This window comes from Sulfurovum sp. (assembly GCA_026990595.1).
GTDB lineage: Bacteria > Campylobacterota > Campylobacteria > Campylobacterales > Sulfurovaceae > Sulfurovum.
In genome coordinates this window covers 62,698-81,916 of the sequence record JALXCZ010000049.1, presented here as the reverse complement: position 1 = coordinate 81,916, position 19,219 = coordinate 62,698, and the positions used below count along the sequence as shown (strand labels likewise).

Here is a 19,219-nt window from a genome sequence, read left to right as displayed (position 1 = left end):
TATTGAACAGTACAGACAGACAGATCAAACGACTTTTTGATATAGGTTTATCTGTAGTAGGTATAGGTTTGACATGGTGGCTGATGCTTTTTGCCTGGTTCATCGCCTCAGTAGAGACAAAAAGTAACGGACTTTTTATACAAACACGTATTGGCAGGAGAGGAAAGCCTTTTAGCGTATATAAGTTAAAAACAATGAAACCCATAAGCGGGATGGAGAGTACCGTAACCGTCAGCGGAGATAGTCGAATTACTAAAAGCGGTACTTTGATGCGCCGTTATAAGATCGATGAGCTTCCCCAGCTTTTTAATGTGCTCTTCGGTTCTATGAGTTTTGTCGGTCCGAGACCTGATGTCCCGGGCTTTGCCGACAAACTTAGAGGAGAAGACAGAATGATCTTGGAAATCCGTCCCGGTATTACAGGACCGGCATCTTTGAAGTATAGAAATGAAGAGGAACTTTTAGCCAAACAGAAGGATCCTGAATGCTATAATAAAGAAATTATATGGCCGGATAAAGTACACATCAATAAAATCTATATGCAAGAGTGGTCACTCAAAAAAGATATAGAATATATACTCAGAACAATAACAGGATAAAGAATAATGGATAAAATCTTTCTTTCCCCTCCCCATATGAGCGGTAGGGAACAGCAGTATATCGCAGAAGTATTTGAAAGTAACTATATCGCACCTCTGGGTACATTTGTAGATCGTTTTGAAGAGAGTATAAAAACATATACGGGAGCATTAAATGCTTTGGCACTCTCTTCAGCCACTGCTGGCTTGCATTTGGCTTTACGGGTCTTGGGTGTGGGTGAGGGAGATTATGTTTTGGCTTCGAGTTTTACTTTTATTGGCTCAGTGAATGCTATACTTTACCAAAATGCCAAACCGATCTTCGTAGACAGTGATGAGAGCTGGAATATCTCACCAGTATTACTCAAAGAAGCCATAGCCAAAGCGCCTAAAAAACCTAAAGCACTTATTGTTACACACCTGTATGGGCAGGTATGTAAACTGGATGAAATCATGGCAATCTGTAAAGAAGAAGGTATCTACCTCATAGAAGATGCAGCAGAATCTTTAGGGGCTTCTTATGATGGCAAGCAGAGTGGGACTTTTGGAGATATGGCAGTGTACTCTTTCAATGGCAATAAAATACTGACTACTTCAGGTGGAGGTATGTTGGTGAGTGACAATCAAGCATGGATAGAAAAAGCCAAATTTCTCTCCACACAGGCAAAAGAGGACTTTTTGTATTACGAGCATAAAGAGTTTGGATATAACTACCGTATGTCCAATGTACTTGCAGCCATTGGTGTGGCACAGATGGAAGTATTGTCACAACGAGTAGAAAGAAGAAGAGAGATATTTGCACTTTATGAAAAGGAACTCTCGCAGACAAATGAAATAATGTTTATGCCTGAGATTGGGAAGAGTAGAGGAAACCGCTGGTTAACGACCGCACTTCTTACACATACTGACCCCAATACACTGATAGAAGCGCTAGAGAAAGAAAATATAGAGAGCAGACCATTATGGAAACCGATGCATATGCAGCCATTGTTTAAAGATGCCCGGGTAACAGAAGACGGTACATGCCAAAAACTATTTGAACAGGGTATCTGTCTGCCAAGCGGTTCTAGCATGCATGATGAAGATGTCTATCGTATATGTGATGTCGTAAAAAGGGTCTTGTAATGAAACAACTGCTTCGACCAACCTCATTTAAACGAAAAGCCTTTTTTATTATTGCAGACTTTATTCTCTCTTTGTCAACGTTGTTTTTTGCTTATAATCTGCGTTTTAATTTTCATATTCCGGAATCTTTCTGGCATTCATTCTGGTTGACTTTTGGTGTATTAGTCTCTTTAAAGATCTTTTTTTTGGTCATCCTAAGAAATTATCAGATCGTATGGCGTTTTTTTGGTTTTTTTGATACCAAAAATATGATTAAGGCACATATTCTGGCTTATGTGACGTTCAGTATGATTTATTTTTTATTTAGAGAAGAGTTCAGTCCATTTCCCCGTTCTGTGATTGTGATCGATTTCTTTTTATCGCTCATCGTTCTTGGTGGATTACGGGCAAGTAAGCGTTTATTTAGAGAAGGTGTCGTACGGGAGTTTGTCAAACCTACATTGATCATCGGGGTTAACAGTAAAACAGATACGATCATCCAAAGTGCTTTAAAAAATGAGATCGATTATTATCCGGTTGCAATTGTTTCATTGGATAAAGATGAAACAGTCACGGATGCATACATCAGTAATGTGCGTGTCTATCATGAAAAAAGCTTGGAAGAGATCGTACAAAGCAAAGAGATTGTATCAGCTATTGTAACGGAAAAACTCTCTTCAGATATACTAAAAAAAATAGCAGACAGACTGAATAGGATAGGAATAAAGGAGATCAAACAGGTAAAGCTCCTTGGCTCTGAACATGAAAAACTGGAAGATCTCTCTATTGAAGATCTCTTGGCACGCCATCCCAAAGATCTTGATCTGGAAGTGATTGAAAATTTTATTAAAGCCAAAAAAATACTTATTACCGGAGCCGGTGGGAGTATCGGTTCCGAAATTGCAAAACAGTGTGAAAAATTCGGTGCAGCAGCATTGACACTGGTAGATCACAGTGAATACAATCTGTACCAGATAGGAGAACAGCTTCCAAATACGACTTTAAAACTTTTAAATATCACAAACAGAACTCTGCTTGAGAAGATATTTGAAACAGCTAAACCAGATATCGTGATACATGCCGCTGCTTATAAACATGTACCTGTATGTGAATCAAATCAGGAAACAGCGGTTTATAATAATGTTGTAGGCTCGAAGGTGGTGATGGATGTCAGTATAAAGTATGGGGTACAAAAAGTGGTTATCATCTCTACGGACAAGGCGGTTCGTCCTACCAATGTTATGGGTGCAACAAAACGTGTCACTGAACTTTATGCACAGAATGTTGAGAGTAAAAAAACAGAGATTGTAGCTGTAAGGTTTGGGAATGTATTGGGATCAAGCGGTTCGGTGATACCAAAGTTCAAACAGCAGATAGAAGAGGGAGGACCTGTGACAGTAACACATCCTGAGATCACCCGTTATTTCATGCTCATTCCTGAGGCATGTAAGTTGGTATTGCAGACTGCTGCCATAGCAAAAGGCGGAGAACTTTTTATTTTAGATATGGGTGAACCGGTCAAGATCCTTGATCTTGCACGCCAGATGATACGACTTTATGGGAAGGAAGATGAAATTGACATAGCGTTTATAGGTTTACGACCTGGAGAAAAGCTTTATGAAGAACTTTTATTGGATGAGAGTGAGCAGAAAACGAAATACAGCTCCATTTTCATCACCAGACCTACTGTGTACGATATTACACAATTAACTCACGATATTGAAGTATTATTAAAGGCTGAAGATAAGGTTAAGGCACTGCAGAAGATCGTGCCTGAATTCACAAGAGAAGATTTGCTATAATCTTCTCATCTAAATTTAATTTAAAGGAAGAAGAATGTTAAAGAAAGTGATTATGGGATTTCTGGTACTTGCTACAAGCACACTGTTCGGTATGAGTTTGAGTAAATTGAATTCGGCATCAAAAGCAGAACTTATGGAGATCAACGGGATCGGTGAGCAGACAGCAGCGAATATTAAGAATGATGTAAAGTCAGCAGCAGATGTAAAAAAAGTGAAAAAAACCACGAAGAAAAGAGTTTCCAAAAAGAAAAAAGATGTGAAAGAAAAAGCTGAGAAGAAGCATAAAAAAACAAAATCAAAAGCAAAAAAAGAGAAGAAAGAAAAAGCAGAAAAAACGACTAAAAAACGTAAAATAAAATCTATGGATGAGAAGAAAAAAGAGTTAAAGAAGAAGACAAAAAAAACTAAAACAAAAAAGACTAAAGCAAAGAAAACGAAAAAAACAAAGTCTAAAAAGAAGAACTAGTCATGTAGGGGGGTGTTAAATAATGACACCGCCTGTCGCAAACTATTAAAATACAGCAATAAAAAAACAAACAAAATCCTCCTTAACCACATTTTAGATACAATCACATAATTTATTATAAGGTATATAGATATGTCTACAGTTACACGTTTTGCACCCTCTCCTACAGGGTATTTACATATTGGTGGTCTCAGAACCGCACTTTTTTCCTGGTTGACAGCTAAGCATAACAACGGAAAGTTCCTACTTCGTATCGAAGATACAGATATGGCAAGAAATTCCGAAGAGGCAAAAGATGCCATCTTAAAAGCCTTTGAGTGGGTGGGTATGAGTCATGATGGGGAGGTGGTCTACCAATCCAAACGATTTGATTTATATAAAACATACATTGACCAACTCCTAGAAGAGGGTAAAGCCTATAAGTGTTATATGTCCAAAGAAGAACTTGCCGCACTTCGTGAAGAGCAGATGGCAAAAAAAGAGCGTACGCGTTATGATGGGCGTTACCGTGATTTTACAGGTACGCCTCCAGAGGGTATTGCCCCTGTTATCCGTATTAAGGCACCGCAAGAAGGGCGTATCTCTTTTGTGGATGGTGTCAAAGGTGAGTTCTCTGTGGATGCCAAGGAGGTGGATGATTTTGTCATCGCACGTGCAGACGGAAGTCCTACTTACAACTTTGTTGTAGCGATTGATGATGCGCTTATGGGGCTTACGGATGTCATACGCGGTGATGACCATCTTTACAATACCCCTAAGCAGATTGTTGTTTATAATGCACTGGGCTTTAAAATACCAAACTTCTACCATGTAGCGATGATCAACAATGAACAGGGTAAAAAACTCTCCAAACGTGACGGTGCAACCGATGTGATGGAGTATAAGACTATGGGCTACCTGCCGGAGGCACTGCTAAACTTCCTTGTGCGTCTTGGGTGGAGTCATGGGGATCAAGAGATATTTAGCCTGGAAGAGATGATAAACCTCTTTGACCCAAATGACATTAACAAGAGTTCCTCTAACTACAACTTAGACAAACTCCTTTGGCTCAATGCCCACTATATTAAGAACACTTCCAACGAAAAATTGGCAGAGATGCTAAAGGATTTTGGTGTGGATATTGCCGGGCATGATAAGTTGGAAATGCTTTTAGATGCAACCAAAGAGCGTGGAAAGACACTGGTTGAGCTCTCTAACCAGATCAATCTTATTCTCCATGCCCCGAAAGCCTATGATGAGAAAGCAGTGAAAAAAGCGTTCAAAGGTGATGCGAAAGCCATACTCACAGACTTCATTGCAATGCTTCAAACCTGGGAGAAACCGTTGCATCTGCCATCTGACTGCCATGCAGTAATGGAGAAGCTTGTAGCAGACAAAGAGATAGGTTTCGGAAAGATCGGTATGCCGCTTCGTGTCAGTCTGCTTGGAAGTATGACTGGTGCAGGGATGGATGAAGTGATGGCTATTTTGGGTGTGGATGAGACGATTACACGTATTGAGAGAGCTGTAACAACGATAGAATAGATTTGTTTTTTGTAGGGTGTTGTACCCTTACAACACCGACTAATGGGAAAATAAAATATCTTTTGGATTTATATAAAAGGTGTTGTCGTGGGACAACACCCTACGCAGATAAAAACTTTTTAAGCGACAGCTTCGCTTTCCAATCCAGTTTATAATAAATATGTTCCAAATACCAAATGAGTTGTTTAGGCGTAATTCCTCTTTTCTTTGCTTCATGTTTTAAAATGTATTGGGGTATTTTTACTTTGGTCTGGGCAAAAGTATGTGCTAGTTTCTCTATACTTTTTCCATGTTTGTTGTAACAGAGTCTTGCAAAAACGAAGGGTAAACCTGTTTTGCTATACCACTCTTCGGCAAGATCTAACCCTTCTCCTCCATCTAGGTAGTATTTTAGTGCGGCATCACCTATAAGGACTTTACCTTGCAAGTTAAGTATATTGGCAAGTTGGTTAGATGTAGCAGACGCTGGGTCTGTTTGGTTTTTGCCTTCAAGTAGTAGAACGGAGTAAACTTTTTTATGGGCAATGATGCCCAAGTCTGTACACTTACATTTACGTGATTCTACCGATGAGATGAATGCTGCATGGATAGCTCTACGTTTGAGAGCTTTATTGATAGTAGAAGGAACAGCACGGTTGTGACTATAGGACATACTGGCAGCATTGTTCGAGATGTAGCGTTTTAAGAAAACTTGAAAAGGTAAGAGGTTAAGATAGCTGATACTTCCAAATAACACGCATTTACCCCTTTATTTATTAAGCAGTATTATACCAAACAAGAATTATAATCGCGTAAAGGATTATCCCATGATAAAAGTTGAATTTTTAGGTCCCATAGGTAAAGCACCACTAGAGATGGATGCAAACACACTTGCAGATGTTGCATCTAAGTTAAAAGAAGATAGTACATTAAGCCATTGGCTAGATAAATGTGCTGTAGCATTAAATGATACTATGGTAAATGACTTAAATACTGCACTTAAAGATGGAGATAGAGTTTCTATCTTGCCACCTGTGTGTGGAGGCTAGCCGTGGAACTCTATAATGGACCACTCGATGCCAAAGAGATATTTGGCAGATGGCTCGATGAACAAGCTGAGTCAAACTATGGTGCGTATATCCCTTTTGTAGGTACGATCCGTGCAGAGGATGATATAGAGGCACTGAGTTTTGACATTTATGAGCCTGTACTTAAAGCATGGTTTGATGCATGGCAAGAAAAAGCCAAAGCATTAGGAGCAGTAGTAAAGATGGCACATTCTGTAGGGGATGTACCTGTGCATACCTCTTCGTATGTATCGGCAGTATTTTCGCCTAAGCGCAGGGTGGCTTTGGAGCTTATAGATGCGTTTGTCGAAGACTTTAAAGCCAATGCGCCTATCTGGAAATATGATGTGAAAAATGGTGAGCGTATTTACGCAGCCGATAGAAGTACAGCAATGAATGGAGCAGGATTATTAGCATGATGCATTTTGATAAATCTATCCAAATGATAGAAAATTTAGAGATAAATAACTGTAAAACAAAAAAACTCTACCTTGTAGATGCATTAGGGTATGTGCTGGCAGAAGATATCATCGCTGACCACAACTCTCCGGAGTTTCCTACCTCTGCGATGGACGGTTACGCGATCAATTATGATGATATGGCAATAGGGAGACTGAAGCTCGCCAGTATCAACCCTGCTGGTTCTGCGCTAAAAGAAGATGTGATAGGGGGAACCTGCATTAAAACATTTACCGGTTCACTTATGCCTCATGGGGCAGATACACTTATTCCTATAGAGAATGTAGAGGTAGAAGGTGATGAGATCATCATTAAAGAAGAGGTTCCCCAAGGTTTCTCTGTACGCGAAGTGGGAGAGAATTATGCCAAAGGGAAGTTACTTATTTCAAAAGGTACCAAAATAGACTTTCCTCAGATAGGTGTGATGGCAAGCTTGAATATTGCCAATGTACTTGTCTATGAAAAGCCTACTGTTGCTATACTTTCAACTGGTTCTGAATTACTTGAACTGGGTGTTGAGCAGACCAATGATGCCCAGATACGCTCATCCAATAACTACATTTTAGAAGCGATCGTTAAAAAATATGATGGTACACCTATGCAGTTAGGGTGTATTAAGGATGATAAGGCAAGTATTACTACTGCTATTTCTGATGCACTTGAGAAGAGTGATATCGTAGTGACTACAGGGGGTGTGAGTGTAGGTGACTTTGACTTTGTCAAAGATGTCATCCGCGAACTTGGCTGTGATGTTGTCTTTAAGGGGGTACGTATCAAACCCGGACAGCATATTATGGTAGCGAAAAAAGAGGATAAATTCATTATAGGGCTACCGGGATTCGCCTACTCCTCTACCGTCACAGCACTGCTTTACCTGATACCGTTGATAGAAAAATTCCAGCAAGGTAAATCAGCCCTGCATACTGTCAAAGCCAAACTCAAAGAACCTTTTGTGAAGCGTGCTAAAAAAGCAGAATATACTGCTTGTAATATAACACTTTTTCAGGGTGAGTATTACGTAGACTTTGAAGGTAAAAAAGTAGGTTCCTCTGCCATCCTTACAAATATGCTTGGTAATGTTGCACTTTTGGTGACTTCAGAAGATGATACTTCCAAAGAGATTGGTGATAAAGTTAGCGTATTACTTTTTGGATGATTGTAGGGGTGAACCTGTGTGTTCACCCATCTAAAGGGCAAACACATGGGTTTGCCCCTACAATGCCAAGATAGATTCTCTTGCTCTTAGAAACATTGCAAACTCTGCTGCTGTTTTACATCCCATCTTGATCGCATAGCTTAATAACTCTTTGTTTTTTGAATAGATCATTTTGTTGTCCTTTAAATTAAAATATATCAAATTGTATATAAAAATATAAAATTAGTTAAAAAATATGTCAAATTGTCATACTTTTAAGAAAAATATTATATAATTACCTATATATATACAAAAAAGGAGTCAAAATGGTACGTTTAGCTGAAATTATAGATAAACTCAAAGATGTGATCTCTGAAACAACGATTGGGAAGAAAGTTTTTGACAAAGATGTAGCGGATGTACTGGGCATCCCTCAGGCTACCTTTGCTACGATGAAAAAAAGAAACTCTATTCCTTATGAAGAAATTTTGGAATTTTGTGCATTGAAAAAGATCTCTGTCAACTGGCTCTTTTTTGACCAGGCAGTCGATATGCTTAAAGCAGAAACCGAGAAGTTCTTTCAGGTACGCTATTTTGCAGATATCCGTGCAAGTGCCGGAGGTGGTGCGGAAGTGTTCGATGAAAATTATGAAACCATTACCCTTGATGAGAAGATCATGCATAATATGGTAGGGTTGGGCAATACAGAGCTTGAAGCGATCCATGTGGATGGAGAGTCTATGGAGCCTACACTCCTTGATGGGAGCATTGTGTTTGTAGATAGGGAGCAAACCAATATCAATAAAAACGGTATTTTCATCGCCTCTACAACAGGTGGGCTTTTTATCAAACGTATCCAGCAACGTGCAGATGGGATGATAGAACTTATCTCAGACAACAGTATGTACCCTCCTCAGGCTATCTCTCCTGAGGAGGTGACTATTGTGGGGAAGGTTGTGGGGAATATAGAATCATTATAGGTTGTTGGCACAATTGACACATCTCACACTTTCAGGACGTACAGACATGCGTCCGACTCCGATACTCTCCTCACACTCTATACAAATGCCAAACATCGGTTTATTTATGCGTTGCAGGGCATTGTTAAGACGTGTGAGTCTGACTCTTGCTTCATCTAGAACTTTGTTGTTGACATGTTGTTCTCCCATCGCTTCTAGACGTGTGAGTCTACCTAGTCCACAGTCTGGAGAAATGGGTTTTACTTTTTCTTCCAACTCTTTTATCTGTTGGGTAAGTGTGATGATGTCATTTTCTATTTTTTCTTTGATTGTTTGTTTTTCTTGTTTGGTCATAGGTATCACTTTATGATATAGTAATATATTATACACTAAAGAGTAAAAGATGCGAAAATTATTTTTTTCCCTATTTCTGTCAAGTTTTCTTTGTGCAGAGCATTCCTATACGAATGCGCTTATAAAAGAACACTCTCCTTATCTACAACAACATGCGCATAATCCTGTCAACTGGTATCCCTGGGGCAAAGAAGCATTTGAAAAAGCAAAAAAAGAGCATAAACTCATTTTTCTTTCTATCGGATACAGTACCTGTCACTGGTGTCATGAAATGGAAGCGGAGAGTTTTACAAATGAAGAAGTAGCAAAATTACTTAATGCAGATTTTGTCTCCATCAAAGTGGACAGGGAACAATATCCGCAGATAGATAAAAAATATCAGAAAATCTATAGAGATGTCTATGGTAAGCGTGGAGGGTGGCCACTGAGTATTTTTATGACGGCAGATAAAGAGGTGTTTTTCATGGGAACCTATATTCCTAAAGAGGAGGGGTATGGCTCCAAGGGCTTGCTCAATCTCTTGCCCTCTTTTGTGAAGTTGGCAAAAGAGAATAGTGCCTTTCAAAAAGCAATAGAACAATACAAAAAAACAGCCATACAGCATGCCCTTCAAACAAAACCAAGTAGTAATATCATGCAACGAGTGCTAAAGAAGATAGAAAAACAGTTTGACCGAACCCATGGGGGCTTTGCAAAAAGACCTAAATTCCCTGAAGCTTCCAAGTTGGCACTTTTGTTGGATATCTCTAGACTAGCGGGGAACCAGAGAGCATTTTTTATGGCAGAACAGACACTCAAAAAAATGGCACAAGGGGGACTCTATGACCAGATAGGAGGAGGTTTTTTCAGATACACCACCGATGAGGCGTGGCAGATACCACATTTTGAAAAGATGTTGTATACCAATGCAGAACTTATCACTGTGTATGTCACACTATATGAAATGACAGGAGAAAAACTTTATAAAAAAGTGATAGAGGAGAGTATCGCCCAGATGGAGAAAAACTATATGCAAGAGGGCGTCTACCTGAGTGCCAGTGATGCTGATTCAGACGGAGAGGAGGGAGGATATTTTATTTATGACTATACAAAACTTAAAAGAGCACTCAAAGAGAAAGGCTGGAAGCCTAAAGAGATAGAAGAGGTATTAGCCTATATGGGCATAGAAGAAGATGGAAATATAGATGGGGAGTTCTCTCAGCCACATATTACAAGTGAACGTGTACCGGTAAAGCTAGAGGCATTCAAAGCGTATTTGAAAGCGTTGAGTGCTAAGCGTACTTTCCCTTTTGTGGATAAAAAAGTAAACACAGCTTGGAATGCGATGATGATAAAGGCACTCTTTTATGCCTCACGTATGGATACACAGTATTTAGCATTGGCACAAAAAAGATTGGAAGGGCTACTTTGGAGAATGTATGTGAAACAGACACTTTTTCATCAAACACTCTTAGGGACAGTACCTGTACAAAAAGCACTGCTTGAGGACTATGCTTTTTTAATAGATGCATTGATAGAGGGTTATGAGAGAAGTTATGACGAGGGGTATTTAAAACTTGCAGAAACTTTAACAAAAGAAGCAGTCGAAAAGTTTTATAGAAATAAGCGTTGGTACCTGAGTGATGACGGCATCGAAGCGTATGCCGATTTTGATGACAGGTATTATACCTCTGCACTTTCAGTCATGTTGGACGATTTGGTACGTATGGCAACTTTGGAGGAGAATCTACACTATCAGGCTATTGTGCAGGAGACCTTTACAAACATGGCAAATGTGTTGGAAGAAAATCCTGCTTTGGCTCCTAAGCTGGTAGAGACTTTTTTACGTGTGGAAAAGGGAGATATTATTATTCATGCAAAGCCAGAAGCGTTACGTATCGCCCAACCTGTATTAGATAAAGTGAAGTATCCTTTTTTTTTAAGCGCTGTAGAAGAGAGTGATGAGTATCTTGCATGTAAAACCACGATGTGTTTTGCACATGATAAAAACATAACAAAACTGATTGAAAAAATAAACGAGGCTGTAAAATAATGCTTACAATGAACGATGACTTAGAAGGTGCACTAAAAAACTATATGAAACTTCTTGATGAAGAGGAGTATTTTGAAGCACATGAAGTGCTCGAAGAGGCATGGCATCCTTTGCGTCTAAAAAAAGACCCTTTGGCAAATTTGGCAAAAGGGCTCATTAACGGGGCGATTACCTTTGAACATATCAAACGCAACAGAGCAAATGTAAAAAATAAAGTACAAAGAGTTATCGCATCGTATGAAAGACATAAACATTTGTGTGTGGAGACGATTACATACTATGGTCTGTTTAAAGAGGCATGTAACAAAATAGAAAATCTTAAACAAGTGCATAGTGAGATGTTTGAGTAATGTACTGGTACCACGCTGCGACAAAACACTCTTACAACTCTGTACGTACGAACCCAAACCGTTTATCTTGGGAAGATCAGCCCCGTACTTACAAGAACTACCCAGAAGAGTATCAAAAATTTAAACTGAATTTGGAAGAGCAAGAAGATAATTTTCTTTATCATATTGCAGGACTTACAGCAAAAAAGAGTTACCCCAGTGGAGAATATTATCTACGTATTAATCCAAGTGCAGGTGCGTTGTACCCCAATGAACTTTACTTTCAAGTACGTGGTGTTGAGGGGAAAAGAGATGGTATCTACCATTATGAAGTCAGAAGCTCCTCATTAACACTGCTACAAGAGATAAGTGAAGTAGAGGGTATAGAGCCTTACTTTGGGTTTAAAACAGCGATGCGTGGGTACCTGTTTTTAGTCTTGGCTATCTACTACAGATCCTCCTGGAAGTATAAAAACAGAGCATTGCGCTACTGCCTTTTAGATGCAGGGCATTTGCTAGGAAGCATCGAAGCAGCAGCACTTCTTAAACCCCATGCCGTGCAGATACAGTACACGATAGACAAAGAGAAACTCAACCGTATGTTTGGTTTTGAGGAACGTGAATGGTTCTTAGCAGGGGCAGTGATGGCAGTGCCTATACATAGGAGTGAAGTGAATGCTATAGAGTTTTCCTTACCTTATGTAGATGGCAGTAGAAGTTTTGAAAAAAATGAGATTATCGAAGAAGCTTATCATGAAACAATGGAAACAAAGCTTTTAGCTGAGTGTAAAAAACAAATAAAAGCACCAAAGTTTACTTACAATACGACCAAGCTAGAAGAGACACTTTTTAACAGACGCTCCCAACGTGGGTTTCATGAAGGAGCCATTACCAAAGGGCAGTTTAACTATATTATGGAGATGATACATCAACCCATACTCTCTGACTGTGATGAAGAGGTCTCTGTGTATGTTGTGGTCAATCGTGTGTTGGATATGCCTTTAGGGCTTTATAAAGATGGAGCATATATCGAGTATGGAGACTTTGCAAGAAAAGCAGGATATCTCTCTTTGGAACAGTACTCACTTTCACAGCAAGGAGCCGTAGCATTTTTCTTAACCTCCAAAGCAAAAAATTATCAGGCACTCTATCAAAAAGCAGGCATCATAGGGCAAAGACTTTATGTGGCTGCACAATATATGCAGATAGGATGCTCAGGAATTGGTGCTTACTATGATGATGAGGTGAATGACTTTTTAGGAAATGATGAGATGGTTTTGTATGCTTTGGCAATAGGTAAATAAGAAAAATTGTACGGTATTATAAAATAATTAAATACTATATAATGATTAATATTTTGTTATAATCACACAAAAATTAAAGGATTTTTATGAATAGATTACCATGGTGGATGGGTGGCATATTGATGTCCGGTCTTTTGTTGTTGACATTTTCTGTTTTTGGAGCAGACAGACCTATAGGTGCTTCTACGTATGTACCATACTTTGCAGGGATCATTTTTGATCTTGATCCTGAGAAATACAGTTACCTAAAAGATATTTCCAATCCCGGATCCTGGGAAGGTGTTATGCTTTTTGGTGCATTGGTTGGAGGATTTGTTACTTCAGTGTTTATTACAAGAAGTTTTAGATTTTCATTGATACCTTCCGGCTGGAAAAAATATAAAAACAACTCTGTACTCTCAAGATTATTTTGGAGTTTTATCTCCGGATTCATCATGATTATTGGTGCACGAATGGCAGGAGGGTGTACTTCAGGTCACTTTATGTCAGGAATGAGCCAGATGGCGATATCTTCCATGATCTTTGGCGGTGTGGTACTGGTTGTGGTGATCGTAACTGGCAGATTGTTTTATAATGTGAAGGAGAAATAAGATGGATGTACTTGTAAAAACAGAAGGTACAGATATACTTTCACGTATCGCACAAATGTTTGAGAATGTCATCCACCAGGGGCATGGTTCCCTGGCTTTAGTTTTTCTCATTGGTATCATCTTTGGCGGGATCATCCAGTATACAAGGGTAGACAAGTTTGAGAAGATCGCAGGCTTTGCCATGCTTAAAGACACCATTGTACCCAAGATGCTTTTCCTTGCCGTAGGGCTTACCAGTATAGGGCTCTATTACATGATAGAAGCTGGTGGAGCGCATTATCATATTAAGCCTATCTTGTGGCAGGGGCTCCTTATTGGCGGTACACTCTTCGGTATCTCCATGGCGATTCTTGGTAAATGTCCAGGGACAGGTCCTATTTCCATTGCGGAAGGGCGTATTGACGTATTGATAGGTGCAATTGGCGGATTGTTTGGCGGATTGGTTTTTACGCTCTATTATGATGATTTCTTTAAACCGTTAATGGGAGAGAGTGCCGGAAAGTTGACACTTCCTTCGCTTTTCCCGGGACATGAGCATATGGTCGTTCTTATTTTTGGTGTTGTAGTGACATTGATCGCTATTGTTATCCCTAAAAAAGAACTTTTTGACGAAGCCGATCTTTCTCAGCTCCCTGATGATGAAAGACCTGATCGTAATTAGGCAAATTACTTATGGGTGCCCTTATTAGAGATCCCCTATATTTTAAACCGATATCCTTCTGCCTCCAACTGGGTACGAAGGGTATTGGATATATCTCCCTGAAACTCCAGACTATTCTCTTTAATTGTTCCTCCGGTACCCAATTTCTTTTTAAGGGTTTTTAGTAATGCCTGTAAATCAGCTTTTACCAAATAAAACGGTTTGACAATAGTCACTGTTTTCCCTCTGCGTTTTTCTTTGGCAAAGTGAAGTTGATGTTTGTTAGGCTCTTTTATTTCAGTTGACATTTTTTTAGTAGACTGGTCTTTATTATCAGATTTCCATCCATCCTCAAAGTTCGTACCCATTTCAAAGAGATTTTTTTTACGACTCGGCATTTTATATCCTTTCTTTTAGTGAAAGGCTTGTATTAGACTTTAGTCTTAAACTTGCCTCTCTGTATTGAAGTTTACTTCTTGTCATTGTTATACTCCCGGAGCTTTCCACATACTTTGTGTCAACCCTCTGTCTACAAGGGTTAACTGATCTTCATAAATTTCCTGCCATCTTTTTTGAATATTTTGATATTTGGTATAATTTTCCATATTCGGAATATACTCCTTGTCCCAAACAACAAGTTTTTGGGCTGCTTTAGAAATGCTTTCATAAATCCCTGCGCCAACTCCTGCTGCCATGGCAGCACCCAAAGCTGTAGCTTCAGTCACTTTTGGAATTTTTATTTTGCATCCTGTCACATCTGAGAGTATTTGACACCAAAGTTCTCCCTTGCTGGCACCGCCGGCAAAAACGATCTCCTCTATCTCCAAGTTGGAGAATTGTTTGATCTTTTCTAAATTAATGGCAGAGACGATGCATGCATTCTCTTCCAGACTTCTGAACATGGAAGCTTTGTTGCATATATTAGGGTCTAGACAGAGGTTGAGAAAAGAGGGGGCCGCATGGTACCACTTGCCGTACTTCATACTGTCTGAAAAAATAGGAGTGATACCATAAGATCCTACGGGTACTTTTTTGGCTTTTTCTTCTAAAACAGTATAGGCATCTAGTCCTTGCTTTTGAGCTTCCATTTTTTCCAATTCACAGAAGGCATCTCTGAACCAACGCATAATAAGTCCAGAGAAAAATGTGATACCTTCTGCCTGAGCGAGTCCATCAATAACATGAGGATTAATGCGAATACTCATATTGGAAGGAGGAGGGGTGGTACTTTTAATATTGACTACCTGCTGCCAAAAAGAGCCACCGAGTATGGCTGCCTGTCCTTCTTCTACAACACCTAGTCCTGCGGCACCTAACTGTACATCGCCACCACCCATAACCACAAGTGTAGAAGTGGAGAGTCCTGTCTCTTGTGCAGCACCCTGTGTCACTTTTCCCATGACCGTTCCAGGCTCCAAACAATGAGGGAAGATATCGGCTTTGATACCCACTTTTTCAGCCATATTGGCATCCCAGTCTCTCTTTTTAAGGGAAAAGATACCGGTGGTACCTCCATTGCTTGGATCTGTGGCAATGATGCCCGAGAGTTTAGCCAGCATCCAGTCCCCGATCATGGAGATGGAGGCTACTTTTTCATAGCGTTCAGGATGATGGTTCTTGAGCCACAAGATACGCGGTAGTGCCCCCAAGGCAAAAGTTTGACCTGAAATCTGATAAAAAGTTTCTTCTATATCTTGAATATCTTCTTTCATAGCAATCTGATAAAAGTTCTCTTCGATTCCCCGATAATTCTCTTTTAGGTAGCGTACTTCTTCATCTGCTCGGGCATCTATATTGGCAACACTCCAGAGTACTTCCCCCTCTTTGTCATAAAGCACAATTCCTTCACGCATACTTGTAGCACTCACTGCTGCAATGTCACTGCCTTGAAGTGAGGCTTTTTCAAGTACTGTTTGAATGCACCAGATGACCAGATCCCAGTTGGTATCGGTATCGAAAGTCATAGAGTTTGGTACACCTTCAACTTCTAAATGAACCCACTCTCTTTGGGCTACGGAGATCTGATTGCCTTTGGTATCAAATATGATAGCTCTGACTGAACCTGTTCCTGCATCTATTGCCATGAGGTATTGCATGATCTTTCCTGTTTTATTATTTGGCTTTGACAAGCTCAGCCATCTTTTCCTGAGCTTGTCGAAGGGTTATTTCAATTTTGCCTGCTCAAGTTCCCAGTACTCCATAGCAAAACTCTCTGGTATAGAGATACTCTGATACCCTCCCAGTCTGTCTGCACGCAGTACTGCCATCATTGTATGTGCTACAATATCATTGATGACATCTGCTTCTTTTTGTGTTTTGCCAAAAGTGATTACTCCAAAATTTTTAATGACGGCATATTTGGGATTGGGATCTAACATGATCTCATCCGTTCTGTACGCATTAAAATATGCTTCGTAAGCTACCTTGAAATGTTTTAAAGCATCCTCTATATTACCATCTTCAACAACCAAAGGTATGCGCTTGGTTCGGATAATATGTTCAGGAGTCAATACACCACGCGTTACCTTGGCTCTTAGATCGTCCTGTGAAGCATAATGTATAGCCAGAGGAGTCTGGTTGATATGCATAAATTTATCTATATTTAATCCATTAATATCGAATTTTGCAGGTTCGATCTCTTCGAGCATTACTTTGGTATTTTTTTCTAAAAAGAGTTCTGCCTTACTTACTGCTTCTATCATCTTATCATACGACCTCTTCGCATCATCATCAAAGGTAAAGATACCATGATGATGCAGAATGATCCCTTCGCATCTCTCCCAATCAAATCCCTCTTTGGTCATCCCATGGATTTTCTGTGCCAGTACAAACCCGGGCATGACATAAGGTACAATGAGAAAATCCGGAAAAAGTTTTTCTATGTGCTTCTTGCCCTGCCTGGAATTGCTTATGGTCACTATGGCATCAGCATGGGTATGATCCACCACCTTAAAAGGGATGAGCGCATGCAAGATAGCCTCTACGGAAGGATTGGGCGCATTTTTATCTATCATTGCGGACTTTTGTCCTGCTACCATATCGGTATCACTAAGGCTGTTCAGTGTTGCCATCTCTAAAAGAGTAGACATCTTCACAGGGGCAAAGCCTTCAGCTTTAATAGAGACCAGATCCCATCCACTCCCTTTGACAAAGAGTATCTCTTCACCATTGACTTTGCTTTTGACTGAGGTGTTGCCTCCTCCGTGAAGTACCAGTGCATCACTCTGTCCCAAAAGATTGGAGGAGTAAACCCGTAGATCCAAGTCTGTTTTACATTGCTTTGCTTCCTCTTCATTCCATAGGTTTTTCAAAGTTTATCCCAATACTTCGAGTTCATCGGTATATTTATGCTCACAGTACGGCTCATAGCTGGACTTATAGACTGCATAGTGTTCTGAAGCTTTATGCCCATCCAGTGCAGCCTCATCTTCCCAGCTCTCATACGCCATAAATTTTCTTGGGTTGTCTTTATATTGGAAAATCTCATAAAAAATGACACCCTTTTCTGCTTTGCTTGGTATCACCATGGCTGAGAGAAGCTCTTTCATTTTTTCTTCGCATCCCTCTTTTGCTATAAATGTTACACGTTTCGTGATTGTCATTATTTTCTCCTGTATATTAATAATGCAGAATAACGAAAAGTAGGTTAAAAGTGGAATGATTATAAAAATAATTTAAGCATAATCCGTATCAAAGAATATACCAAGGATCACCATAAGCACAAGAAGAAAGATCATGATCTTATAAAGTGTTTCTTCACTTGGGAGTCGCATAGGGTTCCTTTTAATTGTCTATAATGTAAATGATCTCAGTCTTATTTTTCTTGGTCTGTATCTCATAAATACTCAATCCTTCTATAGGGAGTTTCATAAAATCTTTTAAAGAAGTGATACCTGCTTTTGCTATCTCTCTTAAGACGATACCCCTGTAGGCTTTTGCCCAGTGACTCACTACTTTACCCTCTTTGATGAATTTGAGTGTGGTGTAAGGTAAGGTAGGTTTGTAGTATTTGTCATAGAAGCCTGCACGTATGTCCAAGATATCTTCTCCTTCAAGATAGTTGTCCAAACGTTCTTGCAGCAGAGGTTTGTAGAACTGTTCTGGTTTGATGTCACCTATTGATTTACCTTGTTGCAGCCGGTATTCTGGGATGTTGTCATTGGCTTTGAGTATACCAAACAGATTTGAGAAGATCAGCAGGTTATTATGTAGGTATATTTGGGCATCTTCATCAAGCTCACTGTAATTTAAGTAATCAAAAGCCACACCCGTGTAACGTTCAATAGCTTTCATGGCAGGTTCATGGATAATGTCACGTTTATGTCTTAGAATATCTGCTTCTTTTTTGAGCCCAAACATGGTAGAAAGTGTTACCATATCCCCCTTTTGCAAAATATTCATATAGTAATGTAAAAGTTGTGTACGATGAGGTAGCAGATCTTCAAAAAGTAGATTTTCCAATTTGAATGGCTCTGTTCCGCCAGATGTTTTTGTTTCGCTGGGTGCCAATAGTATTTTCATTAAAGAGATATCCTTCTGTAAATATGTCTGTATTCTATAGAAATTGGCTAAAAAAGAGGAATTTTGATTTTTTTTCTAAAAATCCTTGACTTTTAAAATATTTTTGTCTATAATTCCCGTCCATTTTAAGTGTAACATCTTTTAATGATGGTGCTGGTGTAGCTCAGCTGGCTAGAGCAGCTGATTTGTAATCAGCAGGTCGGGGGTTCGAGTCCCTTTACCAGCTCCATAGAAATATAATTATCAGTGTTTGTACCAGTAATAACAACAAGCAAATATCGTGGTGAGTTACTCAAGTGGCCAACGAGGGCAGACTGTAAATCTGCTGACTATGTCTTCGAAGGTTCGAATCCTTCACTCACCACCATCTCTGTTA

General features: G+C 39.5%; 21 protein-coding genes and 2 tRNA genes. 16 read left to right on the top strand and 7 right to left on the bottom strand.

Annotated features, from left to right (window positions below):
• The first annotated feature begins 2 nt into the window (after positions 1-2).
• From MVE01_RS10055 to gltX, 5 genes are all read left to right on the top strand, one after another.
• On the top strand, positions 3-599 hold the full coding sequence (locus MVE01_RS10055; RefSeq protein WP_472562051.1) for a sugar transferase: 597 nt from the start codon (positions 3-5) through the stop codon (positions 597-599).
• Between the two features lie 6 nt (positions 600-605).
• Positions 606-1,703, top strand: a complete 1,098-nt coding sequence (locus MVE01_RS10050; RefSeq protein WP_472562050.1) for an aminotransferase class I/II-fold pyridoxal phosphate-dependent enzyme — start codon at positions 606-608, stop codon at positions 1,701-1,703.
• Complete coding sequence (locus MVE01_RS10045) at positions 1,703-3,484, top strand: UDP-N-acetylglucosamine 4,6-dehydratase family protein (RefSeq protein ID WP_472562049.1); 1,782 nt, start codon at positions 1,703-1,705, stop codon at positions 3,482-3,484. The genes MVE01_RS10050 and MVE01_RS10045 overlap by 1 nt, the downstream gene beginning before the upstream one ends.
• Before the next feature lie 34 nt (positions 3,485-3,518).
• Positions 3,519-3,950: a helix-hairpin-helix domain-containing protein gene (locus MVE01_RS10040; protein WP_472562048.1), complete on the top strand. Its 432-nt coding sequence runs from the start codon at positions 3,519-3,521 to the stop codon at positions 3,948-3,950.
• A 132-nt stretch (positions 3,951-4,082) separates the two neighbouring features.
• Positions 4,083-5,474 carry a glutamate--tRNA ligase gene (gene gltX, locus MVE01_RS10035; RefSeq protein ID WP_472562047.1) on the top strand — a complete coding sequence of 464 codons (1,392 nt, stop codon included), beginning with the start codon at positions 4,083-4,085 and terminating at the stop codon, positions 5,472-5,474.
• 100 nt (positions 5,475-5,574) lie between these two features.
• Here the strand turns inward: gltX and MVE01_RS10030 are convergent, their stop codons facing one another.
• Positions 5,575-6,210, bottom strand: coding sequence for an MqnA/MqnD/SBP family protein (locus MVE01_RS10030; RefSeq protein ID WP_472562046.1), 636 nt, complete (start codon positions 6,208-6,210; stop codon positions 5,575-5,577).
• Positions 6,211-6,280: 70 nt separating this feature from the next.
• On the opposite strand from MVE01_RS10030, the gene MVE01_RS10025 reads away from it, so the two are divergent.
• The 4 genes from MVE01_RS10025 (at position 6,281) to MVE01_RS10010 (ending at position 9,094) form a co-directional block, all read left to right on the top strand.
• Positions 6,281-6,502 carry a MoaD/ThiS family protein gene (locus tag MVE01_RS10025; RefSeq protein WP_472562045.1) on the top strand — a complete coding sequence of 74 codons (222 nt, stop codon included), beginning with the start codon at positions 6,281-6,283 and terminating at the stop codon, positions 6,500-6,502.
• A gap of 2 nt (positions 6,503-6,504) precedes the next feature.
• Complete coding sequence (locus MVE01_RS10020; protein WP_472562044.1) at positions 6,505-6,939, top strand: molybdopterin synthase catalytic subunit; 435 nt, start codon at positions 6,505-6,507, stop codon at positions 6,937-6,939.
• Positions 6,936-8,135: a molybdopterin molybdotransferase MoeA gene (locus tag MVE01_RS10015; RefSeq protein ID WP_472562043.1), complete on the top strand. Its 1,200-nt coding sequence runs from the start codon at positions 6,936-6,938 to the stop codon at positions 8,133-8,135. Before MVE01_RS10020 ends, MVE01_RS10015 begins: the two co-directional genes overlap by 4 nt.
• A gap of 305 nt (positions 8,136-8,440) precedes the next feature.
• A complete protein-coding gene (locus MVE01_RS10010) occupies positions 8,441-9,094 on the top strand; it encodes a LexA family transcriptional regulator (RefSeq protein ID WP_472562042.1) in 654 nt (217 codons plus the stop codon).
• Here MVE01_RS10010 and MVE01_RS10005 read toward each other — a convergent pair.
• Positions 9,089-9,427, bottom strand: a complete 339-nt coding sequence (locus tag MVE01_RS10005) for a TraR/DksA family transcriptional regulator (protein ID WP_472562041.1) — start codon at positions 9,425-9,427, stop codon at positions 9,089-9,091. The two genes, MVE01_RS10010 and MVE01_RS10005, sit on opposite strands and share 6 nt — an antisense overlap.
• Positions 9,428-9,476: 49 nt before the next feature.
• On the opposite strand from MVE01_RS10005, the gene MVE01_RS10000 reads away from it, so the two are divergent.
• The 5 genes from MVE01_RS10000 to MVE01_RS09980 all read left to right on the top strand — a co-directional run bounded on the left by MVE01_RS10000 (position 9,477) and on the right by MVE01_RS09980 (position 14,343).
• Positions 9,477-11,459: a thioredoxin domain-containing protein gene (locus tag MVE01_RS10000; protein WP_472562040.1), complete on the top strand. Its 1,983-nt coding sequence runs from the start codon at positions 9,477-9,479 to the stop codon at positions 11,457-11,459.
• Positions 11,459-11,809 carry a DUF309 domain-containing protein gene (locus MVE01_RS09995; RefSeq protein ID WP_472562039.1) on the top strand — a complete coding sequence of 117 codons (351 nt, stop codon included), beginning with the start codon at positions 11,459-11,461 and terminating at the stop codon, positions 11,807-11,809. The genes MVE01_RS10000 and MVE01_RS09995 overlap by 1 nt, the downstream gene beginning before the upstream one ends.
• Positions 11,809-13,092: a SagB family peptide dehydrogenase gene (locus MVE01_RS09990; RefSeq protein WP_472562038.1), complete on the top strand. Its 1,284-nt coding sequence runs from the start codon at positions 11,809-11,811 to the stop codon at positions 13,090-13,092. Before MVE01_RS09995 ends, MVE01_RS09990 begins: the two co-directional genes overlap by 1 nt.
• Positions 13,093-13,178: 86 nt before the next feature.
• Complete coding sequence (locus MVE01_RS09985) at positions 13,179-13,682, top strand: YeeE/YedE thiosulfate transporter family protein (RefSeq protein WP_472562037.1); 504 nt, start codon at positions 13,179-13,181, stop codon at positions 13,680-13,682.
• A 1-nt stretch (position 13,683) separates the two neighbouring features.
• Positions 13,684-14,343, top strand: a complete 660-nt coding sequence (locus MVE01_RS09980) for a YeeE/YedE thiosulfate transporter family protein (RefSeq protein WP_472562036.1) — start codon at positions 13,684-13,686, stop codon at positions 14,341-14,343.
• A 35-nt stretch (positions 14,344-14,378) separates the two neighbouring features.
• On the opposite strand, the gene MVE01_RS09975 is transcribed toward MVE01_RS09980, so the two are convergent.
• The 5 genes from MVE01_RS09975 to MVE01_RS09955 all read right to left on the bottom strand — a co-directional run bounded on the left by MVE01_RS09975 (position 14,379) and on the right by MVE01_RS09955 (position 18,843).
• The gene (locus tag MVE01_RS09975) at positions 14,379-14,720 is read right to left on the bottom strand and encodes an SUI1 family translation initiation factor (RefSeq protein ID WP_472562035.1); all 342 of its coding nucleotides are present in this window, start codon (positions 14,718-14,720) and stop codon (positions 14,379-14,381) included.
• Positions 14,721-14,807: 87 nt separating this feature from the next.
• Positions 14,808-16,418, bottom strand: a complete 1,611-nt coding sequence (gene lsrK, locus MVE01_RS09970) for an autoinducer-2 kinase (protein ID WP_472562074.1) — start codon at positions 16,416-16,418, stop codon at positions 14,808-14,810.
• A gap of 66 nt (positions 16,419-16,484) precedes the next feature.
• The gene (locus MVE01_RS09965; RefSeq protein ID WP_472562034.1) at positions 16,485-17,633 is read right to left on the bottom strand and encodes a class II aldolase/adducin family protein; all 1,149 of its coding nucleotides are present in this window, start codon (positions 17,631-17,633) and stop codon (positions 16,485-16,487) included.
• A 3-nt stretch (positions 17,634-17,636) separates the two neighbouring features.
• Complete coding sequence (locus MVE01_RS09960; protein ID WP_472562033.1) at positions 17,637-17,924, bottom strand: putative quinol monooxygenase; 288 nt, start codon at positions 17,922-17,924, stop codon at positions 17,637-17,639.
• A 181-nt stretch (positions 17,925-18,105) separates the two neighbouring features.
• The gene (locus MVE01_RS09955; protein WP_472562032.1) at positions 18,106-18,843 is read right to left on the bottom strand and encodes a YaaA family protein; all 738 of its coding nucleotides are present in this window, start codon (positions 18,841-18,843) and stop codon (positions 18,106-18,108) included.
• A gap of 152 nt (positions 18,844-18,995) precedes the next feature.
• On the opposite strand from MVE01_RS09955, the gene MVE01_RS09950 reads away from it, so the two are divergent.
• Both MVE01_RS09950 and MVE01_RS09945 read left to right on the top strand, forming a co-directional pair.
• Positions 18,996-19,072 (top strand) — tRNA-Thr (locus MVE01_RS09950).
• A 53-nt stretch (positions 19,073-19,125) separates the two neighbouring features.
• Positions 19,126-19,210: transfer RNA gene (locus MVE01_RS09945), tRNA-Tyr, on the top strand.
• Positions 19,211-19,219: the final 9 nt, after the last annotated feature.

Excerpts from the sequence above, each read along its gene's own strand:
- MVE01_RS10025 (WP_472562045.1), top strand. The coding sequence starts at position 6,281 with ATGATAAAAGTTGAATTTTTAGGTCCCATAGGTAAAGCACCACTAGAG.
- MVE01_RS10040 (WP_472562048.1), top strand. The coding sequence starts at position 3,519 with ATGTTAAAGAAAGTGATTATGGGATTTCTGGTACTTGCTACAAGCACA.
- MVE01_RS09955 (WP_472562032.1), bottom strand. The coding sequence starts at position 18,843 with ATGAAAATACTATTGGCACCCAGCGAAACAAAAACATCTGGCGGAACA.
- MVE01_RS09985 (WP_472562037.1), top strand. The coding sequence starts at position 13,179 with ATGAATAGATTACCATGGTGGATGGGTGGCATATTGATGTCCGGTCTT.
- MVE01_RS10000 (WP_472562040.1), top strand. The coding sequence starts at position 9,477 with ATGCGAAAATTATTTTTTTCCCTATTTCTGTCAAGTTTTCTTTGTGCA.
- gltX (WP_472562047.1), top strand. The coding sequence starts at position 4,083 with ATGTCTACAGTTACACGTTTTGCACCCTCTCCTACAGGGTATTTACAT.
- MVE01_RS10015 (WP_472562043.1), top strand. The coding sequence starts at position 6,936 with ATGATGCATTTTGATAAATCTATCCAAATGATAGAAAATTTAGAGATA.
- MVE01_RS10045 (WP_472562049.1), top strand. The coding sequence starts at position 1,703 with ATGAAACAACTGCTTCGACCAACCTCATTTAAACGAAAAGCCTTTTTT.
- MVE01_RS09995 (WP_472562039.1), top strand. The coding sequence starts at position 11,459 with ATGCTTACAATGAACGATGACTTAGAAGGTGCACTAAAAAACTATATG.
- MVE01_RS10010 (WP_472562042.1), top strand. The coding sequence starts at position 8,441 with ATGGTACGTTTAGCTGAAATTATAGATAAACTCAAAGATGTGATCTCT.
- MVE01_RS09960 (WP_472562033.1), bottom strand. The coding sequence starts at position 17,924 with ATGACAATCACGAAACGTGTAACATTTATAGCAAAAGAGGGATGCGAA.
- MVE01_RS09975 (WP_472562035.1), bottom strand. The coding sequence starts at position 14,720 with ATGCCGAGTCGTAAAAAAAATCTCTTTGAAATGGGTACGAACTTTGAG.
- lsrK (WP_472562074.1), bottom strand. The coding sequence starts at position 16,418 with ATGCAATACCTCATGGCAATAGATGCAGGAACAGGTTCAGTCAGAGCT.
- MVE01_RS09990 (WP_472562038.1), top strand. The coding sequence starts at position 11,809 with ATGTACTGGTACCACGCTGCGACAAAACACTCTTACAACTCTGTACGT.
- MVE01_RS10050 (WP_472562050.1), top strand. The coding sequence starts at position 606 with ATGGATAAAATCTTTCTTTCCCCTCCCCATATGAGCGGTAGGGAACAG.
- MVE01_RS10005 (WP_472562041.1), bottom strand. The coding sequence starts at position 9,427 with ATGACCAAACAAGAAAAACAAACAATCAAAGAAAAAATAGAAAATGAC.
- MVE01_RS09980 (WP_472562036.1), top strand. The coding sequence starts at position 13,684 with ATGGATGTACTTGTAAAAACAGAAGGTACAGATATACTTTCACGTATC.